Below are 19,524 nucleotides of genomic sequence, written 5' to 3' on the forward strand. Positions count from 1 at the left end.
AATTGGATAAACCGATTGGTGTCATCGACTCAGGAGTCGGTGGTTTAACAGTAGTACATGAATTAATGAGGCAATTGCCGAGGGAAAAACTAATTTATCTAGGCGATACGTTGCGATGTCCATATGGTCCAAGGACTCCAGAAGAAATTAGAAGTTTCACCTGGGAAATGGTTGAATTCTTATTAAGGAAAGATATCAAAATGTTAGTAATCGCATGTAATACCGCTACAGCATATACATTGTCCGAATTACAAGAACAACTCTCTATCCCTGTAGTTGGCGTTATACAGCCTGGAGCGCGTGCAGCGATTAAGTCTACTATTAACAATCATGTAGGCATTATTGGTACAGAGGGTACGGTTCGTAGTAAAGCATATAGTATAGCACTTAATATGATAAAACCTAATCTCCATATTTCAGCGCTTGCATGCCCGGCTTTTGTTCCACTGGTTGAACAGGGAATGCTTTCCGGTAATGTTGCGAAGAAAACAGTGGAGGATTCGTTATTGGCTTTAAGAGACTTTAAAGCCATGGATACACTTATATTAGGTTGTACGCATTATCCATTATTGAAAGATGTGATCCAGGAAGTGGTTGGGCCACAGGTTACGTTGATTTCGTCTAGTGAAGAGACGGCAAGAGAAACCAGTACAATATTGGAAGTGAATCAGTTGTTAAATGATGGGCTAGCTCCTTGCTACCATCAATTTTACACCACTGGGGATGTGGATATGTTTACCACATTAACGAAGCGAATTTTTAATAGTTCTATTAATAATCTAAGGTCTGTTTCAATCGAGAAAGCTGTTATCTAGTTTGTGTTGTTCTTTTGTGTAGATAGCGTTTTTAAGAAAATTAGGTATCTTCATGAATAGCCGGTATATGGAGACAGGATAGATGAAACTGAGGTTGACTCTAATAATAGGAGTCAACCTCAGTTTTTATGTGTTTTTTACTTATCAGCTACAAATTTCATTCATCAGGTCTAAAATGAATGAAGGGCTCGTATATATAGTAGTACAAACTATCGTAGGAGGGAATGACATGAGAAAGCGATTTTTGCTAATGTTAATCACTACTTCTTGTACACTACTACTATTAACTGGATGTTTCCAAGGCGAACAATCATTACAAGATATGGATCCACCACCAAATGCGGAAGAAGTTGATGGAAAAGAGGATTCAGCCACAGACAAGGAAGAAACTGCTAACGAGGAAAGTGATAGTACAGCTCAAACGGTGGAACGTCAACTGTTTTTACTAGATTCGAATGGATTGGTAGCACCGCAATCACTTGAACTACCAGTACCAGAATCTAAGGAAGTGGCAGCTCAAGTACTAGAATACATGGTTAAGGATGGACCTGTAACAGCATTATTACCAAACGGATTCCAAGCAGTACTTCCAGCTGATACAGAGATTCTAGGTGTTGATATTTCTGAAGGGACGATAACAGTAGATTTATCAGAGGATTTTACAGAATATGCTGCTTCAGAGGAAAAACAAATTTTAGAGGCAATGACATTTACACTCACACAGTTTGATAATGTGGAACGTGTGAAGCTTCGTGTAGGTGGTCAAGACTTAAAGGCTATGCCAGTAAATGGTACACCAATTGCTAATGGCTATACTCGAGCAAACGGAATTAATATTGTGGAATCTGATACCGTAGACTTGATTAATAGTAAGGCTGTCACAATGTACTTCCCAACCGAACATGAAAATAATCAATATTTCGTACCAGTAACCCAATATGTGCAAGCAAAGGATGGTAATCTACATCAAGCAATTGTCCAGGCTTTAATTGATGGACCAGCTTATGAGACGAATTTGATGCACGTATTCAATGACGAAACCATATTAGTCGATGATCCAAAATTAAATAGTGGTGTACTGGATCTCGTATTTAGCCAAGATGTGTTGAAGGATATGGAAAATGGTGTCATTGCAGATGCTGTGATGGAAACGTTGGTTCGTACATTAACAGAGCAAGAATCAATTGAAGCAGTAAATATAAAAGTAGAAAACGTTGAGCAAATTGCAAATGAAAGTGGCGAAGTGTATACAGAGCCAGTAACAAGGGAATCAATCATCCCATCAGAAAAATTATAGAATTATTGAGAAGGAGAACGGATTTATATCTGTCTCCTTTTTTGTAGGTGATATGGATCATAGTTGTCATGCTATGATTTTTTTTACTTATTGTCGATTAGCAGTTAGAGGGGAAGGAGTAAAGGATTACAAGTATCTTCTAAAACAATTGTATAAGGTGAATCTTTCCAGTAAAATATGATAAGCTAAGTTTGTTAAGGAGGAAATTAATATGAGAACAGATCAAAGAAATGTTAATAGCTTACGACCAATTACGATTACAACAGATTTTATTAAGCATCCAGAAGGCTCTGTATTTATTCAAGTAGGCGATACAAAAGTTATTTGTAATGCTACGATTGAAGACAGGGTTCCTCCTTTCATGCGTGGTCAAGGAAAAGGGTGGATTACGGCAGAATATGCGATGCTACCACGTGCTACCCAAGATAGAAATATTCGTGAATCATCTAAAGGAAAGGTTTCAGGAAGAACGATGGAGATTCAGAGGCTAATTGGGCGTGCACTTCGCTCAGTAGTTGATTTGGATCAAATTGGTGAAAGAACGGTTTGGATTGATTGTGATGTCATTCAAGCAGATGGTGGTACAAGAACAGCCTCCATAACAGGAGCTTTTGTTGCAATGGTTCTTGCTTTTGGGAAGCTTTTACAAACGAATACATTAAAGAAAATGCCTGTAACAGATTTTCTTGCTGCTACATCGGTTGGTGTATTACCAGATGGAACGGAAATATTAGATTTGAACTATGAAGAAGATTCGATGGCTAATGTGGATATGAATATCGTGATGACTGGCTCTGGTGAGTTTGTAGAAATTCAGGGAACTGGTGAAGAGGCTACTTTTTCAATGGCACAATTACAAACCTTGTTAGCATTAGCAAATGAAGGATTGAGTGATATTTTTGCCATCCAGAAGGAAGCAATTGGTGAATTATCAGCGCGTATCGGTGAAACAGTGAAGTGAGGTGGAATGGGATGAAGGAAATTGTTATTGCAACTAAAAATGAAGGTAAGGCGAAAGAATTTAAAGTTCTATTTGAACGGTATGGCATAAAAGCGACTTCACTATTAGATTTAGAACAAGAACTTCCAGATATTGAAGAAACGGGTTCTACCTTTGAGGAAAACAGTGCACTGAAGTCTGAAGGTATTGCGAATATCCTAAAAATACCAGTTATGGCTGATGATTCTGGATTAGTAATTGATGCACTTGACGGTGAACCAGGGATTTTTTCTGCTCGCTATGCAGGTGAGCCTAAGGATGATAAGAAAAATATCGTGAAGGTATTAGAAAAACTAAAAGATGTCCCTACAGAGGAGCGTACTGCACGTTTTGTATGTGTGCTATCCGTTTCGATACCTGGCGAGACCACTATTTTTAAAAAAGGGTATTGTGAAGGTACTATTGCATTTGAAGAAAAAGGGAGTCATGGTTTTGGGTATGACCCAATCTTTATACCAGACGGATATAATCAGACTATGGCAGAGCTTGGTCCTGAAGAGAAGAACAAGATTAGTCACCGGAGAAATGCGATGGTTCAATTAGAAGATTGGATACAAAATCTACGTTAGTGGAGAGGATATCATGCCAAAAGTTGTTATTATGAGTGATAGCCACGGATTAACGAAGGAAATAGCAATGATTAAAGAAAGAGAGAATGCGCCATATATTTTTCATTGTGGAGATTCTGAGTTAAATGATCGGGCGAAAGAATTAGAAGGTGTATTTACCGTATCAGGAAACTGCGATTTTAACAGTGAATTTCCGAATGAAATTATTAAAGAGATTGGTGGACTAACATTCTTAGTTGTTCATGGGCATTTACATAATGTTAAAATGAATTTATTAAACTTATCCTACTATGCAGACGAGGTCAATGCAGATATTATATGTTTTGGTCACTCTCATATCGCCGGTTCGGAGAAAGTTAGCGATAAGCTTTTTCTAAATCCGGGTAGTATACGACTACCAAGAATGCGAACGGAGAAGACGTATTGTGTGCTGGAATGGGAAGAAAGAGATAGTATTGCTATAACGTATCGAACGGTTGAAGGAAAAATTGTAGAAGAATTATCTTACACAACTGCTTTAGATTAGAAATGGGAAGGGGGTGTATTTCAAGCACCCTTCCTGTTGAATATTTTGTAAATTGATAATTTGGATTTAAGTATTGACTTTTAGGTTGAAACTCCATATAATAATTTTTGTGACCCAAAAGGGAACAGATATTGATATGCGGGTGTAGTTTAATGGTAAAACTCTAGCCACGAGCAAGACATCTACCGAATAAGCTACGAGTTGCCCTGAGGAATGTACTTCCTTGAAAAACTAGTAGACGCAGGGGCATGACTTTGCGTGAGTAATCATAATTTAAATATATACATTTAATGCGGGTGTAGTTTAATGGTAAAACTCTAGCCTTCCAAGCTAATGTCGTGGGTTCGATTCCCATCACCCGCTCCATACATATGTCCCAGTAGCTCAGCAGGATAGAGCAACAGCCTTCTAAGCTGTGGGTCGGGAGTTCGAATCTCTCCTGGGACGTCAGCTAAAGCCTTACAACCACAAGCGTTGTGAGTTTTTTTGTTTAGGAAATTATAAAATTCTGTTACTGTGGATAACTTTAATATGGTAAACTTCCATATTTTTGAATGATAGGCTGGACAACCGGGTATCACCAAAAAAATCGAAAGCCTCGATCGGAATATTTTCTACCACATTATTTACAGCGTAGGCAATATCATTTTCTTGTAATTTGACTTCTAAATCTAAGGGCAAAACCACTTGATTCATGGTATAATGTTTGAACATAAGAAATACCTCCTTTAAGGTTATTGTGTGGTTACTTTAACTATATCAGAAGGTATCCTTCAGTTTATTAAAAGTAAAATATAAAAAAACAAGCGTGGCACTCACCATTTTGGTTGTAAAGTGCCACGCTCTATATTATTTTCTGGGGTTTTGTCCAGCCGCTATATGTAGGAAAAAGTATTATTTAAACAAATTATTAAATAATCCAGAAAATAATTTTTGTTATCATTTCTGCATCACTTTTATTTATTCCAGCATCTCTTAGCTTTTTAGTTACATAGGATCTAGAGACTTTATTAGGCTTGTCTAATGCTTTACCGATTTTTGCTCCATTCCTTTTAACAGCATCCGCATATTTTTTTGAGAATGGTTTAAGTATCCATGATAACATGTGGCCCCCGTTTTTGGCAATAGCTCCAAAGGCCTTTAATGCTTTCAAGCCTGCACCTAATACACCGTTTGTAGTATACCCACCGTCATCTTGAAGAGCAACTTGTTGCTCAAAGTAGAATTTACTCATTTTTAAATCCTTTTCAAAGGTATCACTTTCAGAATTGAACATGTCAGTTGGAAATTTATCATGGAGGTCTTCGCTAGGGAGTTTAGGTAATAAGTCCAATGTATTTTTTGCTTGTACAAAACTCGGGCCGACAGTACTAATTAGTAGTGTCAGTGCTAAAGTTACTGATAGTCTTTTTAGTAGTTTTTTACGCAATATTATTCCTCCTTACAAATATGGTTTTTTTTTCCTACAACATGGTATTATATATTTATTGTTCAGTAAACATAAAATTGATAAAATTAGGATAAAGGAGTGGAATAAATGTGGCTGAGACCAAAATTGATAAAAAGGCTGAAGCGTTTGGAATAACTGTAGCAATACTTTTGGGAACTTTAGCAGTAGTAGCATTTGTTGCCTTACCAATTGCTATTATGTATGGAGTTTTTTTCTTATTATCCCAAACCCCCTTTTTAAGTTTTGCTTTTTATCCTAGTTTTTGGGGTAATTTTTTATTCTTTGGTTGTTATACAATAATAACTATCGTAGTATTTGGATTATTTGATATTATAATTACAATTCTACGAAAGCGAAAAACTAAGGATTTAGATGATATAGGACCTAACACCTTTTTTGAGTGGGTTTTTTATGCCTTCTTGCTAATTGGCTACTTTGCTCTATCTATAAATCTTATAGATAGATTAGAATCAACAATCATTGGATTGATGATACTATCCTTTGTTGGAACAGTTGTATACCTAGTAGTTATACTAATTACTAATAGAATAAAAGATGATGATGAAGGTGAAGATAGTGAATTGAAAGCACCTTAACCAAATTTTAGAAGACCAGTTTCAATTTTCCTTTCGCGAATTGATTGAGGTTGGGACATAAAAAAACAAGATTTCATCATAGTAACTAAACGAATCCTTGCTTTTACGTAAATTACCACTAACTAAGTAGGGGTACTTTTCACCAAAATCACTAATTAATGATTGGAGATATGTAGTAGCTGAATCACTCCTGCAGCGCCATTACATAACAGCTAACCCTTGATATGACAAGGGTTTTAATGGTTAAGGGATGCTAACACAGATTAGACCACTGTGAGAGCATCTCTTTTTTTCTCGAGAATATCGCTGCAATTTCCTATTGCCTCCTAGTTTACTGGAGGATGATACTAGAGTAGCGATCCATGCTCAACACCTGGTGGCCTGCCTTGTGTACTGTATTTCCTACTCTAAAAGGTCGAACGCCTTTGCCAACAATTCGATTCCCTTCATTCGATTCGCTGCACCAGGGAAATTAGGAATAATGGTTACTTCTTCTACTTGATAGTACGCTATTAATTTAATCAGTTCCTCTTTCACATATTGGGCATCGCCGATGATGGCCTTTTTTCTTGTACGTTCAATCTTTTTCTTCTCAAATGAGCTGTATTCTTGTTTTTTTGCTGTTTCCACAGATGGGAAATATAGTGGGTTTTTAGCAGTTTCAAGTGATACCATCCAATCATCAAAAGCAAGGGCTAACTCTTCCGCCTCTTCCTTCGTTTCGGCAATAATGGTGAAAACGGCAATAGCAGAGTTTGGTTTCTTCTGAAATACAGTAGGTCGGAAATGTTTCTTGTAGTCGGCAATCACGTCTATCCCGTTACCTAACGGTTTAACAAAATGTGCATAGGTTAAGGATAATCCATGTTCGGCGGCTATTTTGGTGCTTTGACCACCTGCACCTAGCATCCAAATTTCTGGTTTTGTCGGTGTAACAGGTGTAGCGATTAGGTTTTGAAAACGATGCTCGCTAGAAGTATCATCTGCTAAATACTTCAAGACATCTATTACAAGCTGTTCATAAGATAATCTTTCTGCTTTTTCTTCATTTAAAACCTGATTAACAAGTCTACCACCTGGGGAATTGCCAATGCCTAAATCAATTCGGTTCGGATGGATTGCTTCCAGCATACGAAAATTCTCTGCTACTTTATATGGACTATAATGGGGGAGCATTACTCCGCCAGAACCAATACGGATACGTTTGGTACGGCTTGCTAAATACATCATGAGCATTTCTGGCGTACTACTGGCAATCGAGAAGGCATGATGTTGTTCAGGTACCCAATAGCGGTTATATCCCAATTGATCCGCAAGTTTTGCTAATTCTACTGTTTGAAGCAGTGCGTCTCGTGCACTATTACCTTCATCAATTAGTGAATAATCTAGTATATTTAATGGAATCATGATGTAACTCCTTTGTATTTACGTTTATAAGTCATTTTCGTATATTTTGATGTGAAAGGCAAATGAATGAACTATCTATTGCACTGGAGTTCTCTACCTTATGAAGCACATCTTTTGCTTCTTTCTATGGTATTCCCATACAATATAGATGACCATAACTTTATACGGGAGGAATTAATAATGGCAAAAGTAGCTTTTCTTCTAGCAAATGGATTTGAAGACTCAGAAATGAAAAATCCATATGAGGCAGTAAAAGAATCTGGACATGAGGCAGTAATTGTTGGGTTAGAAAAAGGTGTCGAATGTAACGGCAAGAAAGGTACCGTTTCATACACAGCAGATCTTGGCGCATCTGAAGTAAAGGCTGCGGATTTTGATGCGGTTGTGATCCCGGGTGGTGGAGCACCAGAAGCATTACGTGTTAATGATGATGTGGTTCGTTTTGTAAAAGAAGTTAACGAAGCAGGTAAGTTAATTGCTGGGATTTGTCATGGTCCACAAGTTATGATTAGTGCGGATATCCTTAAAGGAAAAGAAGCAACAAGCTACATCGGAATTCGCGATGATGTGAAGTTAGCAGGCGCTAACTATCACGATAAAGAAGTCGTAGTTAGTGAAAACCTAGTAACATCACGTACACCTGCAGATGAACCTGCATTTATTCGTGAGATATTAGCAAGATTAGCTTAATATAGTCATAAATATAGGGGACGGACAACTTAGTTTAATAAGTGTCCGTCCCTGATTGTTTTGCCTAGGAATCGAGTCAAACCTCTTACTCGTAAGGGGGCTGACTCTTTTTTATGATATAGGGTATTCTTCGTACCAGTATCGGCCTTATTCACTTTCTTTATTACGATAAAACCATTTATGATAAAGATGTGATACATAGTACGTTAACCAGACGGTTATAAAACTCCAGTACCACGTCCACTTCTTGTACTTAATCAGATTCGTATACTTAACAGCAAATAATTCAAAACCTGCTATGACAGAGGTGTGGAAGAAATAATAAAGCATCTTAATATAAGCAGGGCGTTTTTCTGGATAATACAAATTAAATAAAGCGCATAGGGCAGGGTAGACAAAGTATTCAAATGTAAAGCTAGATTTAATGGCCTTTGAAAAAAATAGACGCTTAGGGTATATGATGAGCTTTTTCTCTACAACTAGTAAACCGAAAAGCCAAGTAATTATATGCTTAAATAAGAATGCTATTTGTGCTTCACGGATTCTTTTTTTAGGAACAAAAATGAGTAGTAATATAGCAGTAATACCCCATGCGGATAATTCGATGTTTCTATCCAGTTTCTTTTTCATTAATAAAGTCACCTCTACTTTTAGGGTGACTAGATTTTTTAGTTTTATGTACTTTTTGATCAGAAAATGGAGTAATCCACCTAATTCTCTCTAAATTTATGATTCATTAATCGTTAACGTCTTATCGGGAGCATAGATTCTAAAAGTGATAATTGTTTAGATATATACTCCCTGCTATGTCTCCGACAAGGGAAAGGGTGCCTAAACCTTCAATAATAAACATGAAATTCTCAGCAAGCATATCAATTTTCTCATTTCGTAATACGTCTTGGTAAATGGAATTGACTATAGTATTACACTCGGAGAGAAAGCAAGAAGTTAATCTGTACTACTATCGCAATCCAACCTGGGAATTTGCATTATTTGTCATTAATGGTCTAATGAGCCTTAACTCAAATTCTTAAGGTGCAGACTACTTTTACATACCTACTCTGCTCCGGAGATTCATTACGTATCAACGGCTCGTTTAGTAAAAAGTAGCTTTTTTTCTATTTGTAGGTGAATTTTAGTATAATGGACAAGTAAGTTGAAACTTCTTTTCCCTTTGTTTCACTTTACTTAAAGCAAGGAAATGAATGTATATAACGTGGTAAAAAGTAGTCATAAATCAGATACGCTAGCATCAAATTAGAATATGCGTGTATGATGAGGTAAGGGAGGCTAGGGGATGCGAAAGTTTTTGAAGTACTTGTTTATTACCGTGTTGGTCCTTATCGGTCTAGGATATGGTGTCTATTATGTTGGCATTAATCTAGCATCAGATAAATTGATGGAAGCTTTAACTTCACAATTAGAGAATAGCGGTGAAATGGATAAGATAAAAAGGGCAATAGAAAGTGATCCGGAATTACGAGCTTTTCTACAAGATGCTCAATCTGTTGATGAAAGTACATTGCCATTTACAACGAAGGAAGAAGCTGTCAGGCTTTTAGTGCAAAGAGTGGGTATATCGGGACTACAAGATATTCAAACGAAAGCAGAACAGGGCCTTATTACGAAGGATGAACTTATCCAAGAAATGGAACAGAAATTAACGGATAAAGAGATAATGGCATTAAAAGTAATAGCATATAAGGAACTATATCATTAGGTTTTGGTATAGTATAACATTCTCCCCTTCGATAAAATTGCTTTTCCTTTAGGATTATGCAATTATATAACATGATATTTGAAAATAAACTTACTGGAGACCTTAGAAGGTTTCTTTTTTTTACATGTATTAGGTAAAGAGGGAAGAAGCGCACCATGTTTACTGCCACGTATTCTTCTTCGATTGGTTTAAAATAGTGTATTAAGGGAGGAAGGCTATGAATCATGAAGACGAAAATATCATTCTCTTTCCGAAATGGGGAATGACCTTAAAGGAAGAGGGATTCCAAGCATTACAAGAGAAACGGTATCATGATGCCTTAACGAAATTGAATGAGTTGCTTCAATATCATATACATGATCATGAAGTGATAATTGGCAAATTAATGTGCTTAATGGAGTTAGGTCGCTATCAAGAGGCTGAAGAATTGTGCGAAAGCATGATTGAGAATAAACAAGAAGAACACTATTTCCACTATGTACATATTTATTTAACGATATTGTTCCAAACGAATAAATATGATGTATTAATGGATTTGATCGAAGTGGAGTTAGCTTCGGAAAATCTACCTGCAATGTTACGAGAGCAGTTTATAGAGCTATATAACCTGAGTGAAAAAATGGAGTCAGATATAGTAGAAAAGCAGTCAACGATATTTATCGAAGAGCTACTGGAAGCTGTTTCCCTTTCGAACTATGAAAAACAGTGGCAAACCATAATAAGGCTACGTTCGATGGAAGCGGAGCTAGATAATAGGGTAATCCAATTATTAGGACAAAATGAGGTACATCCAGTGGTGAAAACCGCTATCTTCTGTTGGCTACAAGAACAACATGTGACAAAACAAGTTGATGTAGAAAAACAGGGCGTGAAAATTACTGTAAAACCTCATGATGTTCCAGAGATAGCAATACACCCTACCTTTAAAGGGACATTAGCCCACCTACATGAAGTGGAACAGGAGAACCCAACCTTATATCAGTTCTTACATCAGTTGCTCTATCGTTATTGTTATGTTCAATACCCGATTCTACCACCCGAATCCGACACAGAACTACTGGCGGAGAGCTTGAAGATGATAGGCTATCAAATAATGGATCAACAAGGACTACCATCTATGCAAGATAAGGGGAAGATATTGTTGTATCGAGATGATATATTAACCAGTGAACAGTTATATTTATCTATCATCGAGGATTAAATCAAAACTTTAGCTTATGTCTTGAAAGGCTTAGTAATTATGTTATAATAAGATGGTTGCAATTTTAGAAAAGTGTTTATAAAAATACTTAAATGAATCTAATTAATGAAATTAAGTAGTTAATGGAAATAATAGATTTTTGGAGGGAAAAATATATGTCAGTAAAATGGGAAAAAAAAGAAGGAAATGAAGGAGTTTTAACTTTTGAAGTTTCTGCAGAAGAGTTTGAAACTGCTTTAGATAAAGCCTTCAAGAAAGTAGTAAAAACAGTTCAAGTTCCTGGGTTCCGTAAAGGTAAAATGCCTCGCCCAATTTTTGAAAAGCGCTTTGGTGTAGAAGCATTATACCAAGATGCAGTGGATATCGTATTACCTGAAGCATATACGAAAGCTGTTGAAGAATCTGGTATTGAGCCAATTGATCAACCGAGCATTGATATTGAACAAATCGAAAGAGGTCAAGCATTAGTCTTTACTGCTGATGTAACAGTTAAGCCTGAAGTTAAACTTGGCGACTATAAAGGTCTTGAAGTAGAAGAATTAGATACTACTGTAACAGATGAAGATGTGGATAACGAATTACAACAACTTAGAGAGCGTCATGCTGAACTAGTCGTAAAAGAAGAAGGTACTGTTGAAGAAGGCGACACTGTTGTAATGGATTTTGAAGGTTTCTTAGATGGTGAAGCTTTCGATGGCGGAAAAGGTGAAAACCATTCTCTTGAAATTGGTTCAGGTCAATTTATTCCTGGATTTGAAGAACAACTAGTTGGTAAAGAGGTTGGCGTGGAAACTGAAATCCAAGTAACATTCCCAGAGGATTACCATGCGGAAGATTTAGCTGGTAAAGAAGCTACTTTCAAAGTAACCATTCATGAAGTTAAATCAAAAGAACTTCCAGAGCTAGATGACGAGTTTGCTAAAGATGTCGATGATGAAGTGGAAACTCTAGAAGAGCTTAAAGCGAAAAAACGTGAAGAGCTTGAAACGGAGAAGAAACAATCTGCTGAAAATGCAAAACGTGAAGAATTAATTAACAAAGCTTCTGAAAATGCAGAAGTAGAAGTTCCAGAAGTAATGGTTGAAACAGAACTTGATCGTATGATGCGTGAATTTGAACAACGCCTACAGATGCAAGGGATGACATTAGACCTTTACTACCAATTCTCTGGTCAAGACGAGAATGCTTTAAAAGAGCAAATGCGTGAAGATGCTGGTAAACGTGTCAAAACTAATCTAACTCTTGAAGCTATTGTGAAAGCTGAAAACCTTGATGTAACAGAAGAGGATATAAAAGCTGAATTAGAAAACATGGCTTCTATGTATGGTGTAGACACAGAGCAACTAACACAAATGCTTGGTGGTAACACAGAGGCAATTAAAGAAGATCTATTATTCCGTAAAGCAATTGATTTCTTAGTGGATAATAGTAAAACAGTTGCATAATATAATAATGGACTGGTAATATACAACAAAAAACAAGGTGCGAAAATTCGTACCTTGTTTTTTTAAACAGAAAAGGATGTATATTCTAAGGATCCAAGATTCGTAAGCAAGCAACAAGTAAAACTTACCACATCTTTACACTTCGATAAATGGAGTACCTTGTACTTTTCTTGCTTTCGAGAATGGTTTTCTTTAGTAATTTTATGTGTAATTTAGTATGATAAGAAACAAAGCAGTCTAAGAATCAGTATCAATTTTATTAGGTATCGTGTCATATACTAAATAACACAGAAAAAATAGGTTATATGTAACATCGTAAGGAGAAAATAAAAGGTATATACTACTTAGAGAACAGAGCAAAGTGTATATTATTTTGTTTTCAAAACGCCATCTGATATGATATCTATTATAACTGAACGTTTTGTGTTATCGACCAGAAATTTTAGGGGTGAAAAATTAATGTTCAAATTTAATGAAGAAAAGGGACAGCTAAAATGTTCATTTTGTGGTAAGAGTCAAGAACAAGTACGAAAGTTAGTTGCTGGTCCTGGTGTTTATATATGTGATGAATGTATTGAATTATGTACTGAAATTGTAGAAGAAGAACTAGGTACGGAAGAGGAAATGGAATTCAAAGAGGTTCCAAAGCCTAAAGAGATTTGTGAAATCTTAGATGATTACGTAATCGGACAAAAACAGGCGAAGAAGAACTTGTCAGTAGCAGTATATAACCACTACAAACGTATCAATTCACCAAAGTCTACCGATGATGTTGAATTATCAAAAAGTAATATTGCAATGATCGGTCCTACTGGTAGTGGTAAAACATTACTTGCTCAAACTTTAGCTCGTATTCTTAATGTTCCATTTGCGATGGCAGATGCAACCTCTCTTACAGAAGCTGGATATGTTGGGGAAGATGTTGAGAACATTCTTCTAAAGCTAATCCAAGCTGCGGATTATGATATAGAAAAGGCCGAAAAAGGTATCATATACATTGATGAGATAGACAAGGTTGCTCGTAAATCAGAAAATCCTTCTATTACAAGAGATGTTTCTGGGGAAGGTGTACAGCAAGCTCTTCTAAAAATACTAGAAGGAACCGTTGCTAGTGTGCCCCCACAAGGTGGTCGTAAGCATCCACATCAAGAGTTTATCCAAATCGATACTACGAATATCTTATTTATTTGTGGTGGAGCATTTGATGGAATTGAACAAGTGATTAAGAGAAGACTTGGTAAGAAAGTTATTGGTTTCGGCGCTAATGAAAAACAAGAAGAATTAGATAAAGGCCAACTCCTTTCTAAAGTGTTACCAGAGGATTTACATCGTTATGGTCTAATTCCTGAATTCATTGGAAGACTTCCAGTGATCGGTAGCCTTGAACCATTGGATGAGGAAGCATTAATTGAAATTTTAACAAAGCCTAAGAACGCACTTGTTAAGCAATACGAAAAATTATTCCAAATCGATAATGTTGAACTAGAATTTGAAGAAGATGCACTAGTTGAAATTGCTAAAAAGGCAATCGAACGTAGTACAGGTGCTCGTGGATTACGTTCTATTCTAGAAACCATCATGTTAGATGTGATGTTTGAACTTCCATCAAGAGAAGATATTACGAAGTGTGTAATTACGAAAGATACAGTAATCAATGAGAATGGTAGTCCAAGACTATATTTCACAGATGGTACTGTAGCTGAAGGAATTACGGAGCTTCCAAAAGAAAGTGCGTAAGGTTTTAACATTCAGGTAAGAAGAGGCTGACTAGGATTCTTGTCCCAACCAGATGAACCATCTGAAGCGGAATGAAAGTCCCTAGTTAGTCTTTTTTATTTTCATGACAAGGAAAGAATTACCGAGACACGCAGAGGGTAAGCTAAATAATGTCACGGTCGTGCTCTTTTGTTTTACAAAGTTAATACACTTCTATAAACTTTAATATACATAAAATTTAATTCAATTTATTATTTGGAGGTACATACTAAGATGAATAATGATACAAAACAGGTTCCCCTCCTCCCGTTACGTGGTTTATTAGTCTTTCCAACGATGGTGTTACATCTTGATGTAGGTAGAGATAAGTCTGTTGCTGCAATAGAGAAAGCTATGGTAGATGACCAGATTATCTTCTTAGCTGCTCAAAAGAAAGTAAGTATCGATGAACCTAAGCCTAATGAAATATATCGTATTGGAACACTAGCGAAGATTAAGCAAATGTTAAAGCTTCCTAATGGAACATTTCGTGTGCTTGTTGAGGGCTTAAATCGAGGAGAAATAATTCGATTCATAGATGAGGATAATGAGTTTACAGTTGAGGTTCAGGAATTAGATGAGGTTTCTGGTGATTGGATAGAGGAAGAAGCTCTCATGCGAAATATCCAAAAGCAATTTGAGCAATATGTAAAAGTTTCTAGAAAAATTACGAAAGAAACCCTGGCGACGGTTAGTGATATAGAAGAGCCAGGAAGATTAGCAGATATTATTACCTCACACTTATCATTGAAATTAAAAGATAAACAAGAGCTACTAGAGATGGTTAACACGAAAGAACGATTACAGCATCTAATCAATTTAATTTCTAACGAAAAGAAAGTATTAGATCTGGAGAAAAAAATTGGCCAGCGTGTAAAATCCTCCATGGAGAAAACACAAAAGGAATACTATCTTCGTGAACAACTAAAGGCAATTCAACAAGAGCTCGGTGATAAGGATGGTAAATCTGGTGAGGTAAGTGATTTACGGGAAAAAATCGAGAAATCCAATATGCCTGAACGAATCATGGAGGTTGCTTTAAAAGAATTAGGGCGTTATGAAAAGGTTCCACAGTCATCTGGAGAGAGTTCTGTGATTCGAAACTATTTAGAGTGGCTGTTAGCATTGCCATGGACGGAAAAGTCTCAAGATACAATTGAGATTCCACGTGCACAAGAAATATTGGATAAAGATCATTACGGTCTTGATAAAGTTAAAGAACGGATATTAGAATACTTGGCAGTTCAAAAGTTAACTAATTCTATAAAAGGGCCTATTCTTTGTCTTGTTGGGCCACCGGGTGTTGGTAAAACATCTTTAGCAAAGTCCATCGCCAAATCGGTAAATCGCAACTTTGTGCGAATTTCTCTAGGTGGAGTTCGAGATGAAGCGGAAATCAGAGGACATAGAAGAACATACATTGGTGCGATGCCTGGGCGAATCATCCAAGGAATGCGCAAAGCAAAGACCATTAACCCAGTATTTTTATTAGATGAAATTGATAAAATGTCTAATGACTTTAGAGGAGATCCTTCCTCTGCTATGCTTGAAGTATTAGATCCAGAGCAGAACAGTAGCTTTAGTGATCATTATATTGAAGAGACATACGATTTATCGAATGTATTATTTATTGCTACAGCTAACTATGTTAATAACATTCCTGGACCATTATTAGACCGTATGGAGCTCATATCACTTTCCGGTTATACAGAGATGGAGAAGCTTTATATTGCCAAAGAGCATCTTTTCCCTAAACAATTGAAAGAGAATGGCTTGAAAAAAGGCAATCTCCAAGTTAGAGATGAAGCATTGCTCAAATTAATTCGTCTATATACTAGAGAAGCTGGTGTACGTACACTGGAGCGACAGATTGCTAAAGTATGCCGTAAAGCAGCAAAACTTATTGTATCGAACGAGAAAAAACGAGTGGTTGTAACAGAAAAGAGTTTAGAGGAGTTGCTCGGCAAACCGATTTTCCGATATGGTCAAATGGAAAAAGAAAACCAGATTGGAGCAGCAACCGGACTTGCGTATACTACGGTTGGTGGTGATACATTATCTATCGAAGTATCACATTATCCTGGAAAAGGTAAATTAACGCTGACAGGTAAGCTTGGTGATGTCATGCGTGAATCGGCTCAAGCTGCATTTAGCTATATCCGCTCTAGAGCAGAGGAGCTTGGCATCGAACAAGATTTTCATGAAAAGTATGATATTCACATTCATGTTCCTGAAGGTGCCACACCTAAGGACGGTCCTTCTGCAGGAATAACAATGGCAACGGCGCTCGTGTCAGCTCTATCGAACCGTGCCGTGAAAAAAGAAGTAGCCATGACAGGGGAAATTACATTAAGAGGACGTGTGCTTCCGATTGGTGGACTGAAAGAGAAGACGTTGAGTGCCCATCGGGCGGGTATCACGACAATTATCTTCCCAGAAGATAATAAAAAGGATTTAGATGATATTCCAGAAAGTGTAAGGAAAGAATTAACCTTTATCCCAGTAAATCATCTGGACCAAGTATTAAAGCATGCCCTAGTGGAGGAGAAAAATGAAAGTAACAAACGCTGAAATTGTAATTAGTGCCGTTAGTAAGAAACAATATCCAAATGATCAACTACCTGAAATTGCTCTAGCAGGCCGATCGAATGTTGGGAAATCATCGTTTATTAATAAGTTAATCAACCGCAAGAACCTAGCGCGAACATCATCGAAGCCAGGTAAAACACAAACATTGAACTTCTATCGTATCAATGACGCCTTTTATTTTGTCGATGTTCCTGGATACGGATATGCGAAGGTTTCCAAAACGGAACGTGAAAAATGGGGAGTCATGATGGAAGAATATTTCCAGACTCGTGAGACATTAAAGGCTGTATTACTAATAACCGATATTCGCCATGAACCAACTCGTGACGATATCCAAATGTATGAATTCTTAAAGCATTTTGATCTTCCTGTAGTGGTTGTTGCGACGAAATTAGATAAAATTCCAAAAGGGAAACGAGCACAACATATTAAACAAACCATTAATACGCTACAAATGGACAAAGGTGATCTCGTGTTACCTTTCTCAGCGGAAACTGGTGAAGGTAAGGATGAAGCTTGGGGAATTTTGAAGAAGTATTTATAGTGTAAATGTAATAAAAAGAAAATAGATGGAAAACCGAATGATACACATGCAGATGCCGTGCTCATCATTCGGTTTTTTTGTGAAAATTACTTTTGTGTCTAGCTCTTTTTAAGATGCAAGGGGGAAGCGTGTGAAGTTTACCAACCAATTGCATCCATCTTTTCCCTCACAGTAGCCTGCAAAATATTGGACATTTTGATGAATTCCTACTGCAAGACAGTATTATGAAGCAATTGTAAGAGATGAGTACATATATGCCTATAATGAGGTTAGTGCATCTTATATCAAAATTAATCTGATTATTTCCAATTCGATGTTCAATTTGTATCTTGTTATACTTTTGAAGTGGGAAGTGAGTGAATCATTTCAAAATAACAAGAGAGGGAGAAAATCGTTATACTATGAGAAAACTGAAAATTACACTTTTTTTCGCGTTTTTATTAGTTGTACTAGCTGCATGTGGGACAGAGGAGAGCCCTAATGAATCATCAGACAATCAAGCACATCATGAAGATCAAAACCGAAGTTCAGAATATGGATTATTAGAGGAAGGTAAGCTAATTTTTGCTGCTTCAGGTGAGTTCAAGCCGTTTAGTTATATGGAAGGTGCTGAAATGGTTGGTTATGATATTGCCGTAGCAGAAGCGATTGCTGAAAAACTTGGTCTAGAACCAGTAGCCCAAAAGGCTAAGTTTTCCGGAATCGTTACAGGAGTGAATGAAGGACGTTACGATATTGCGGTTGCGAGTCATACCATTACAGAAGAACGACTGGAAAAAGTTAACTTCTCCATACCGTATTATTATTCCGGTCCAGTTATTTATACAAGGCCAGATAGTGACATACAAACAGCTACAGACCTAAACGGCAAGGAAATATCTGTATCTAGGGGCTCAACCTATGTAGAAATAGCGCAGGAGTATACAGATAATATTCCACAAGTAGACAGTGATGTAGTGGCATTACAATCATTAGCATCCGGGCATCATGATGCTGTTATAACGGATGAAATCACAGGACAATCTGCAATTCAGAATGGTTTAGAAATTGAAAACCGTGGGCAATTAGGTGTCAGTGAGCAAGCTGTTGCTGTGAACAAGGATAATGATGCTTTGTTAGAAGCTATTAATGATGCACTTCAAGAATTAAAGGATAGTGGAGAGCTGGCTAATTTAGCCGAAGAATGGGTCGGTGTTGACATTACGCAAGAACCAGAAGAGTTAGAGTAATTCCCATCGAGTAAAATGATAAGGAGTTGGAACACTTGTCTCATTTTCTACAAGTATTTATTGATAGCTATCCTTTATTTCTTCAAGGGCTGAAGATAACCATCTATTTATCCATCGCATCGTTAGTAATTGCTTTTGTAATCGGGTTATTTTTTGCCATTCTTAAAATCTCCAACATTAGACCACTTCAATGGATTGCAGATGCGTATATTTGGGTGATAAGAGGTACGCCATTAATCGTTCAGATTTTCGTTCTATATTATGGCATTACAGAACTCATCTTAATTAATGCATTTTGGGCGGGTGCTATAGGGCTAGCCATCCATAGTGGTGCATATATTGCTGAGATTATTCGCGGAACGATTCAGTCGATTGATAAAGGTCAAATGGAAGCAGGGCGTTCCTTAGGTATGACCAAGCTACAAACAATGAGAAGAATCATTCTACCACAAGCATTTCGTCGAGCGATTCCTTCCCTTGGTAATCAATTTATCATTGGAATAAAAGATTCGTCATTAGTTTCCTTTATAGGAGCACAGGAGCTATTTGGAGTTTCCAGTTCCTTAGGATCAAACTCTTTTGATTTCCTAACATTCTATTCCATTGCTGCCGTCTATTATCTATTTATTGTGTTTATCCTAACGGCTGTAGTAAATAGGGTAGAAAAGAAATTAGCAAAAAGTGATTAAGG

The 19,524-nt window shown here is 36.9% G+C and carries 19 protein-coding genes and 2 tRNA genes; 17 read left to right on the forward strand and 4 right to left on the reverse strand.

The window, feature by feature from the left end; translation table 11 throughout:
• The first annotated feature begins 2 nt into the window (after positions 1 to 2).
• From racE to MKY78_RS17285, 7 genes are all read left to right on the forward strand, one after another.
• Positions 3 to 815, forward strand: coding sequence for a glutamate racemase (gene racE, locus MKY78_RS17255; protein WP_339214438.1), 813 nt, complete (start codon positions 3 to 5; stop codon positions 813 to 815).
• A 229-nt stretch (positions 816 to 1,044) separates the two neighbouring features.
• Positions 1,045 to 2,112, forward strand: coding sequence for a GerMN domain-containing protein (locus MKY78_RS17260; RefSeq protein WP_339214439.1), 1,068 nt, complete (start codon positions 1,045 to 1,047; stop codon positions 2,110 to 2,112).
• A 211-nt stretch (positions 2,113 to 2,323) separates the two neighbouring features.
• Positions 2,324 to 3,073: a ribonuclease PH gene (gene rph / locus MKY78_RS17265; RefSeq protein WP_339214440.1), complete on the forward strand. Its 750-nt coding sequence runs from the start codon at positions 2,324 to 2,326 to the stop codon at positions 3,071 to 3,073.
• A gap of 11 nt (positions 3,074 to 3,084) precedes the next feature.
• A complete protein-coding gene (locus MKY78_RS17270) occupies positions 3,085 to 3,681 on the forward strand; it encodes an XTP/dITP diphosphatase (RefSeq protein WP_339214442.1) in 597 nt (198 codons plus the stop codon).
• A 13-nt stretch (positions 3,682 to 3,694) separates the two neighbouring features.
• The gene (locus tag MKY78_RS17275; RefSeq protein WP_339214444.1) at positions 3,695 to 4,207 is read left to right on the forward strand and encodes a metallophosphoesterase; all 513 of its coding nucleotides are present in this window, start codon (positions 3,695 to 3,697) and stop codon (positions 4,205 to 4,207) included.
• 292 nt (positions 4,208 to 4,499) lie between these two features.
• Positions 4,500 to 4,573 (forward strand) — tRNA-Gly (locus tag MKY78_RS17280).
• A 7-nt stretch (positions 4,574 to 4,580) separates the two neighbouring features.
• Positions 4,581 to 4,654, forward strand: a tRNA-Arg gene (locus MKY78_RS17285).
• Between the two features lie 51 nt (positions 4,655 to 4,705).
• Here the strand turns inward: MKY78_RS17285 and MKY78_RS17290 are convergent.
• Complete coding sequence (locus tag MKY78_RS17290; RefSeq protein ID WP_339214446.1) at positions 4,706 to 4,921, reverse strand: hypothetical protein; 216 nt, start codon at positions 4,919 to 4,921, stop codon at positions 4,706 to 4,708.
• 196 nt (positions 4,922 to 5,117) lie between these two features.
• Entirely contained in the window at positions 5,118 to 5,636 is a 519-nt protein-coding gene (locus MKY78_RS17295) for a hypothetical protein (RefSeq protein WP_339214448.1), read from the reverse strand.
• Positions 5,637 to 5,746: 110 nt separating this feature from the next.
• Between MKY78_RS17295 and MKY78_RS17300 the strand changes: the two genes are divergently transcribed.
• Positions 5,747 to 6,253: a hypothetical protein gene (locus tag MKY78_RS17300; protein WP_339214449.1), complete on the forward strand. Its 507-nt coding sequence runs from the start codon at positions 5,747 to 5,749 to the stop codon at positions 6,251 to 6,253.
• Between the two features lie 402 nt (positions 6,254 to 6,655).
• Here the strand turns inward: MKY78_RS17300 and MKY78_RS17305 are convergent, their stop codons facing one another.
• On the reverse strand, positions 6,656 to 7,660 hold the full coding sequence (locus MKY78_RS17305) for an LLM class flavin-dependent oxidoreductase (RefSeq protein WP_339214450.1): 1,005 nt from the start codon (positions 7,658 to 7,660) through the stop codon (positions 6,656 to 6,658).
• 180 nt (positions 7,661 to 7,840) lie between these two features.
• Here MKY78_RS17305 and MKY78_RS17310 point away from each other — a divergent pair, with 180 nt between their 5' ends.
• Positions 7,841 to 8,350, forward strand: coding sequence for a type 1 glutamine amidotransferase domain-containing protein (locus MKY78_RS17310; protein WP_339214452.1), 510 nt, complete (start codon positions 7,841 to 7,843; stop codon positions 8,348 to 8,350).
• A gap of 147 nt (positions 8,351 to 8,497) precedes the next feature.
• On the opposite strand, the gene MKY78_RS17315 is transcribed toward MKY78_RS17310, so the two are convergent.
• Complete coding sequence (locus tag MKY78_RS17315) at positions 8,498 to 8,980, reverse strand: CBO0543 family protein (RefSeq protein ID WP_339214453.1); 483 nt, start codon at positions 8,978 to 8,980, stop codon at positions 8,498 to 8,500.
• Positions 8,981 to 9,647: 667 nt separating this feature from the next.
• Here MKY78_RS17315 and MKY78_RS17320 point away from each other — a divergent pair.
• The 8 genes from MKY78_RS17320 (at position 9,648) to MKY78_RS17355 (ending at position 19,522) form a co-directional block, all read left to right on the forward strand.
• A complete protein-coding gene (locus MKY78_RS17320) occupies positions 9,648 to 10,070 on the forward strand; it encodes a hypothetical protein (RefSeq protein WP_339214455.1) in 423 nt (140 codons plus the stop codon).
• Between the two features lie 217 nt (positions 10,071 to 10,287).
• Entirely contained in the window at positions 10,288 to 11,271 is a 984-nt protein-coding gene (locus MKY78_RS17325; protein WP_339214456.1) for a tetratricopeptide repeat protein, read from the forward strand.
• Between the two features lie 155 nt (positions 11,272 to 11,426).
• The gene (gene tig / locus MKY78_RS17330; protein ID WP_339214458.1) at positions 11,427 to 12,716 is read left to right on the forward strand and encodes a trigger factor; all 1,290 of its coding nucleotides are present in this window, start codon (positions 11,427 to 11,429) and stop codon (positions 12,714 to 12,716) included.
• A gap of 459 nt (positions 12,717 to 13,175) precedes the next feature.
• The gene (gene clpX / locus MKY78_RS17335; protein WP_339214460.1) at positions 13,176 to 14,453 is read left to right on the forward strand and encodes an ATP-dependent protease ATP-binding subunit ClpX; all 1,278 of its coding nucleotides are present in this window, start codon (positions 13,176 to 13,178) and stop codon (positions 14,451 to 14,453) included.
• Positions 14,454 to 14,705: 252 nt separating this feature from the next.
• Positions 14,706 to 17,042, forward strand: a complete 2,337-nt coding sequence (gene lon / locus MKY78_RS17340) for an endopeptidase La (RefSeq protein WP_339214462.1) — start codon at positions 14,706 to 14,708, stop codon at positions 17,040 to 17,042.
• Positions 17,023 to 17,604, forward strand: a complete 582-nt coding sequence (gene yihA, locus MKY78_RS17345; protein WP_339214463.1) for a ribosome biogenesis GTP-binding protein YihA/YsxC — start codon at positions 17,023 to 17,025, stop codon at positions 17,602 to 17,604. The genes lon and yihA overlap by 20 nt, the downstream gene beginning before the upstream one ends.
• A gap of 401 nt (positions 17,605 to 18,005) precedes the next feature.
• Complete coding sequence (locus tag MKY78_RS17350) at positions 18,006 to 18,833, forward strand: transporter substrate-binding domain-containing protein (protein WP_339214464.1); 828 nt, start codon at positions 18,006 to 18,008, stop codon at positions 18,831 to 18,833.
• Positions 18,834 to 18,859: 26 nt separating this feature from the next.
• Positions 18,860 to 19,522, forward strand: a complete 663-nt coding sequence (locus MKY78_RS17355) for an amino acid ABC transporter permease (protein ID WP_339214465.1) — start codon at positions 18,860 to 18,862, stop codon at positions 19,520 to 19,522.
• Positions 19,523 to 19,524: the final 2 nt, after the last annotated feature.

Origin of the sequence: Ornithinibacillus sp. FSL M8-0202 (assembly GCF_037975285.1) — a bacterium.
GTDB lineage: Bacteria > Bacillota > Bacilli > Bacillales > Amphibacillaceae > Ornithinibacillus > Ornithinibacillus massiliensis.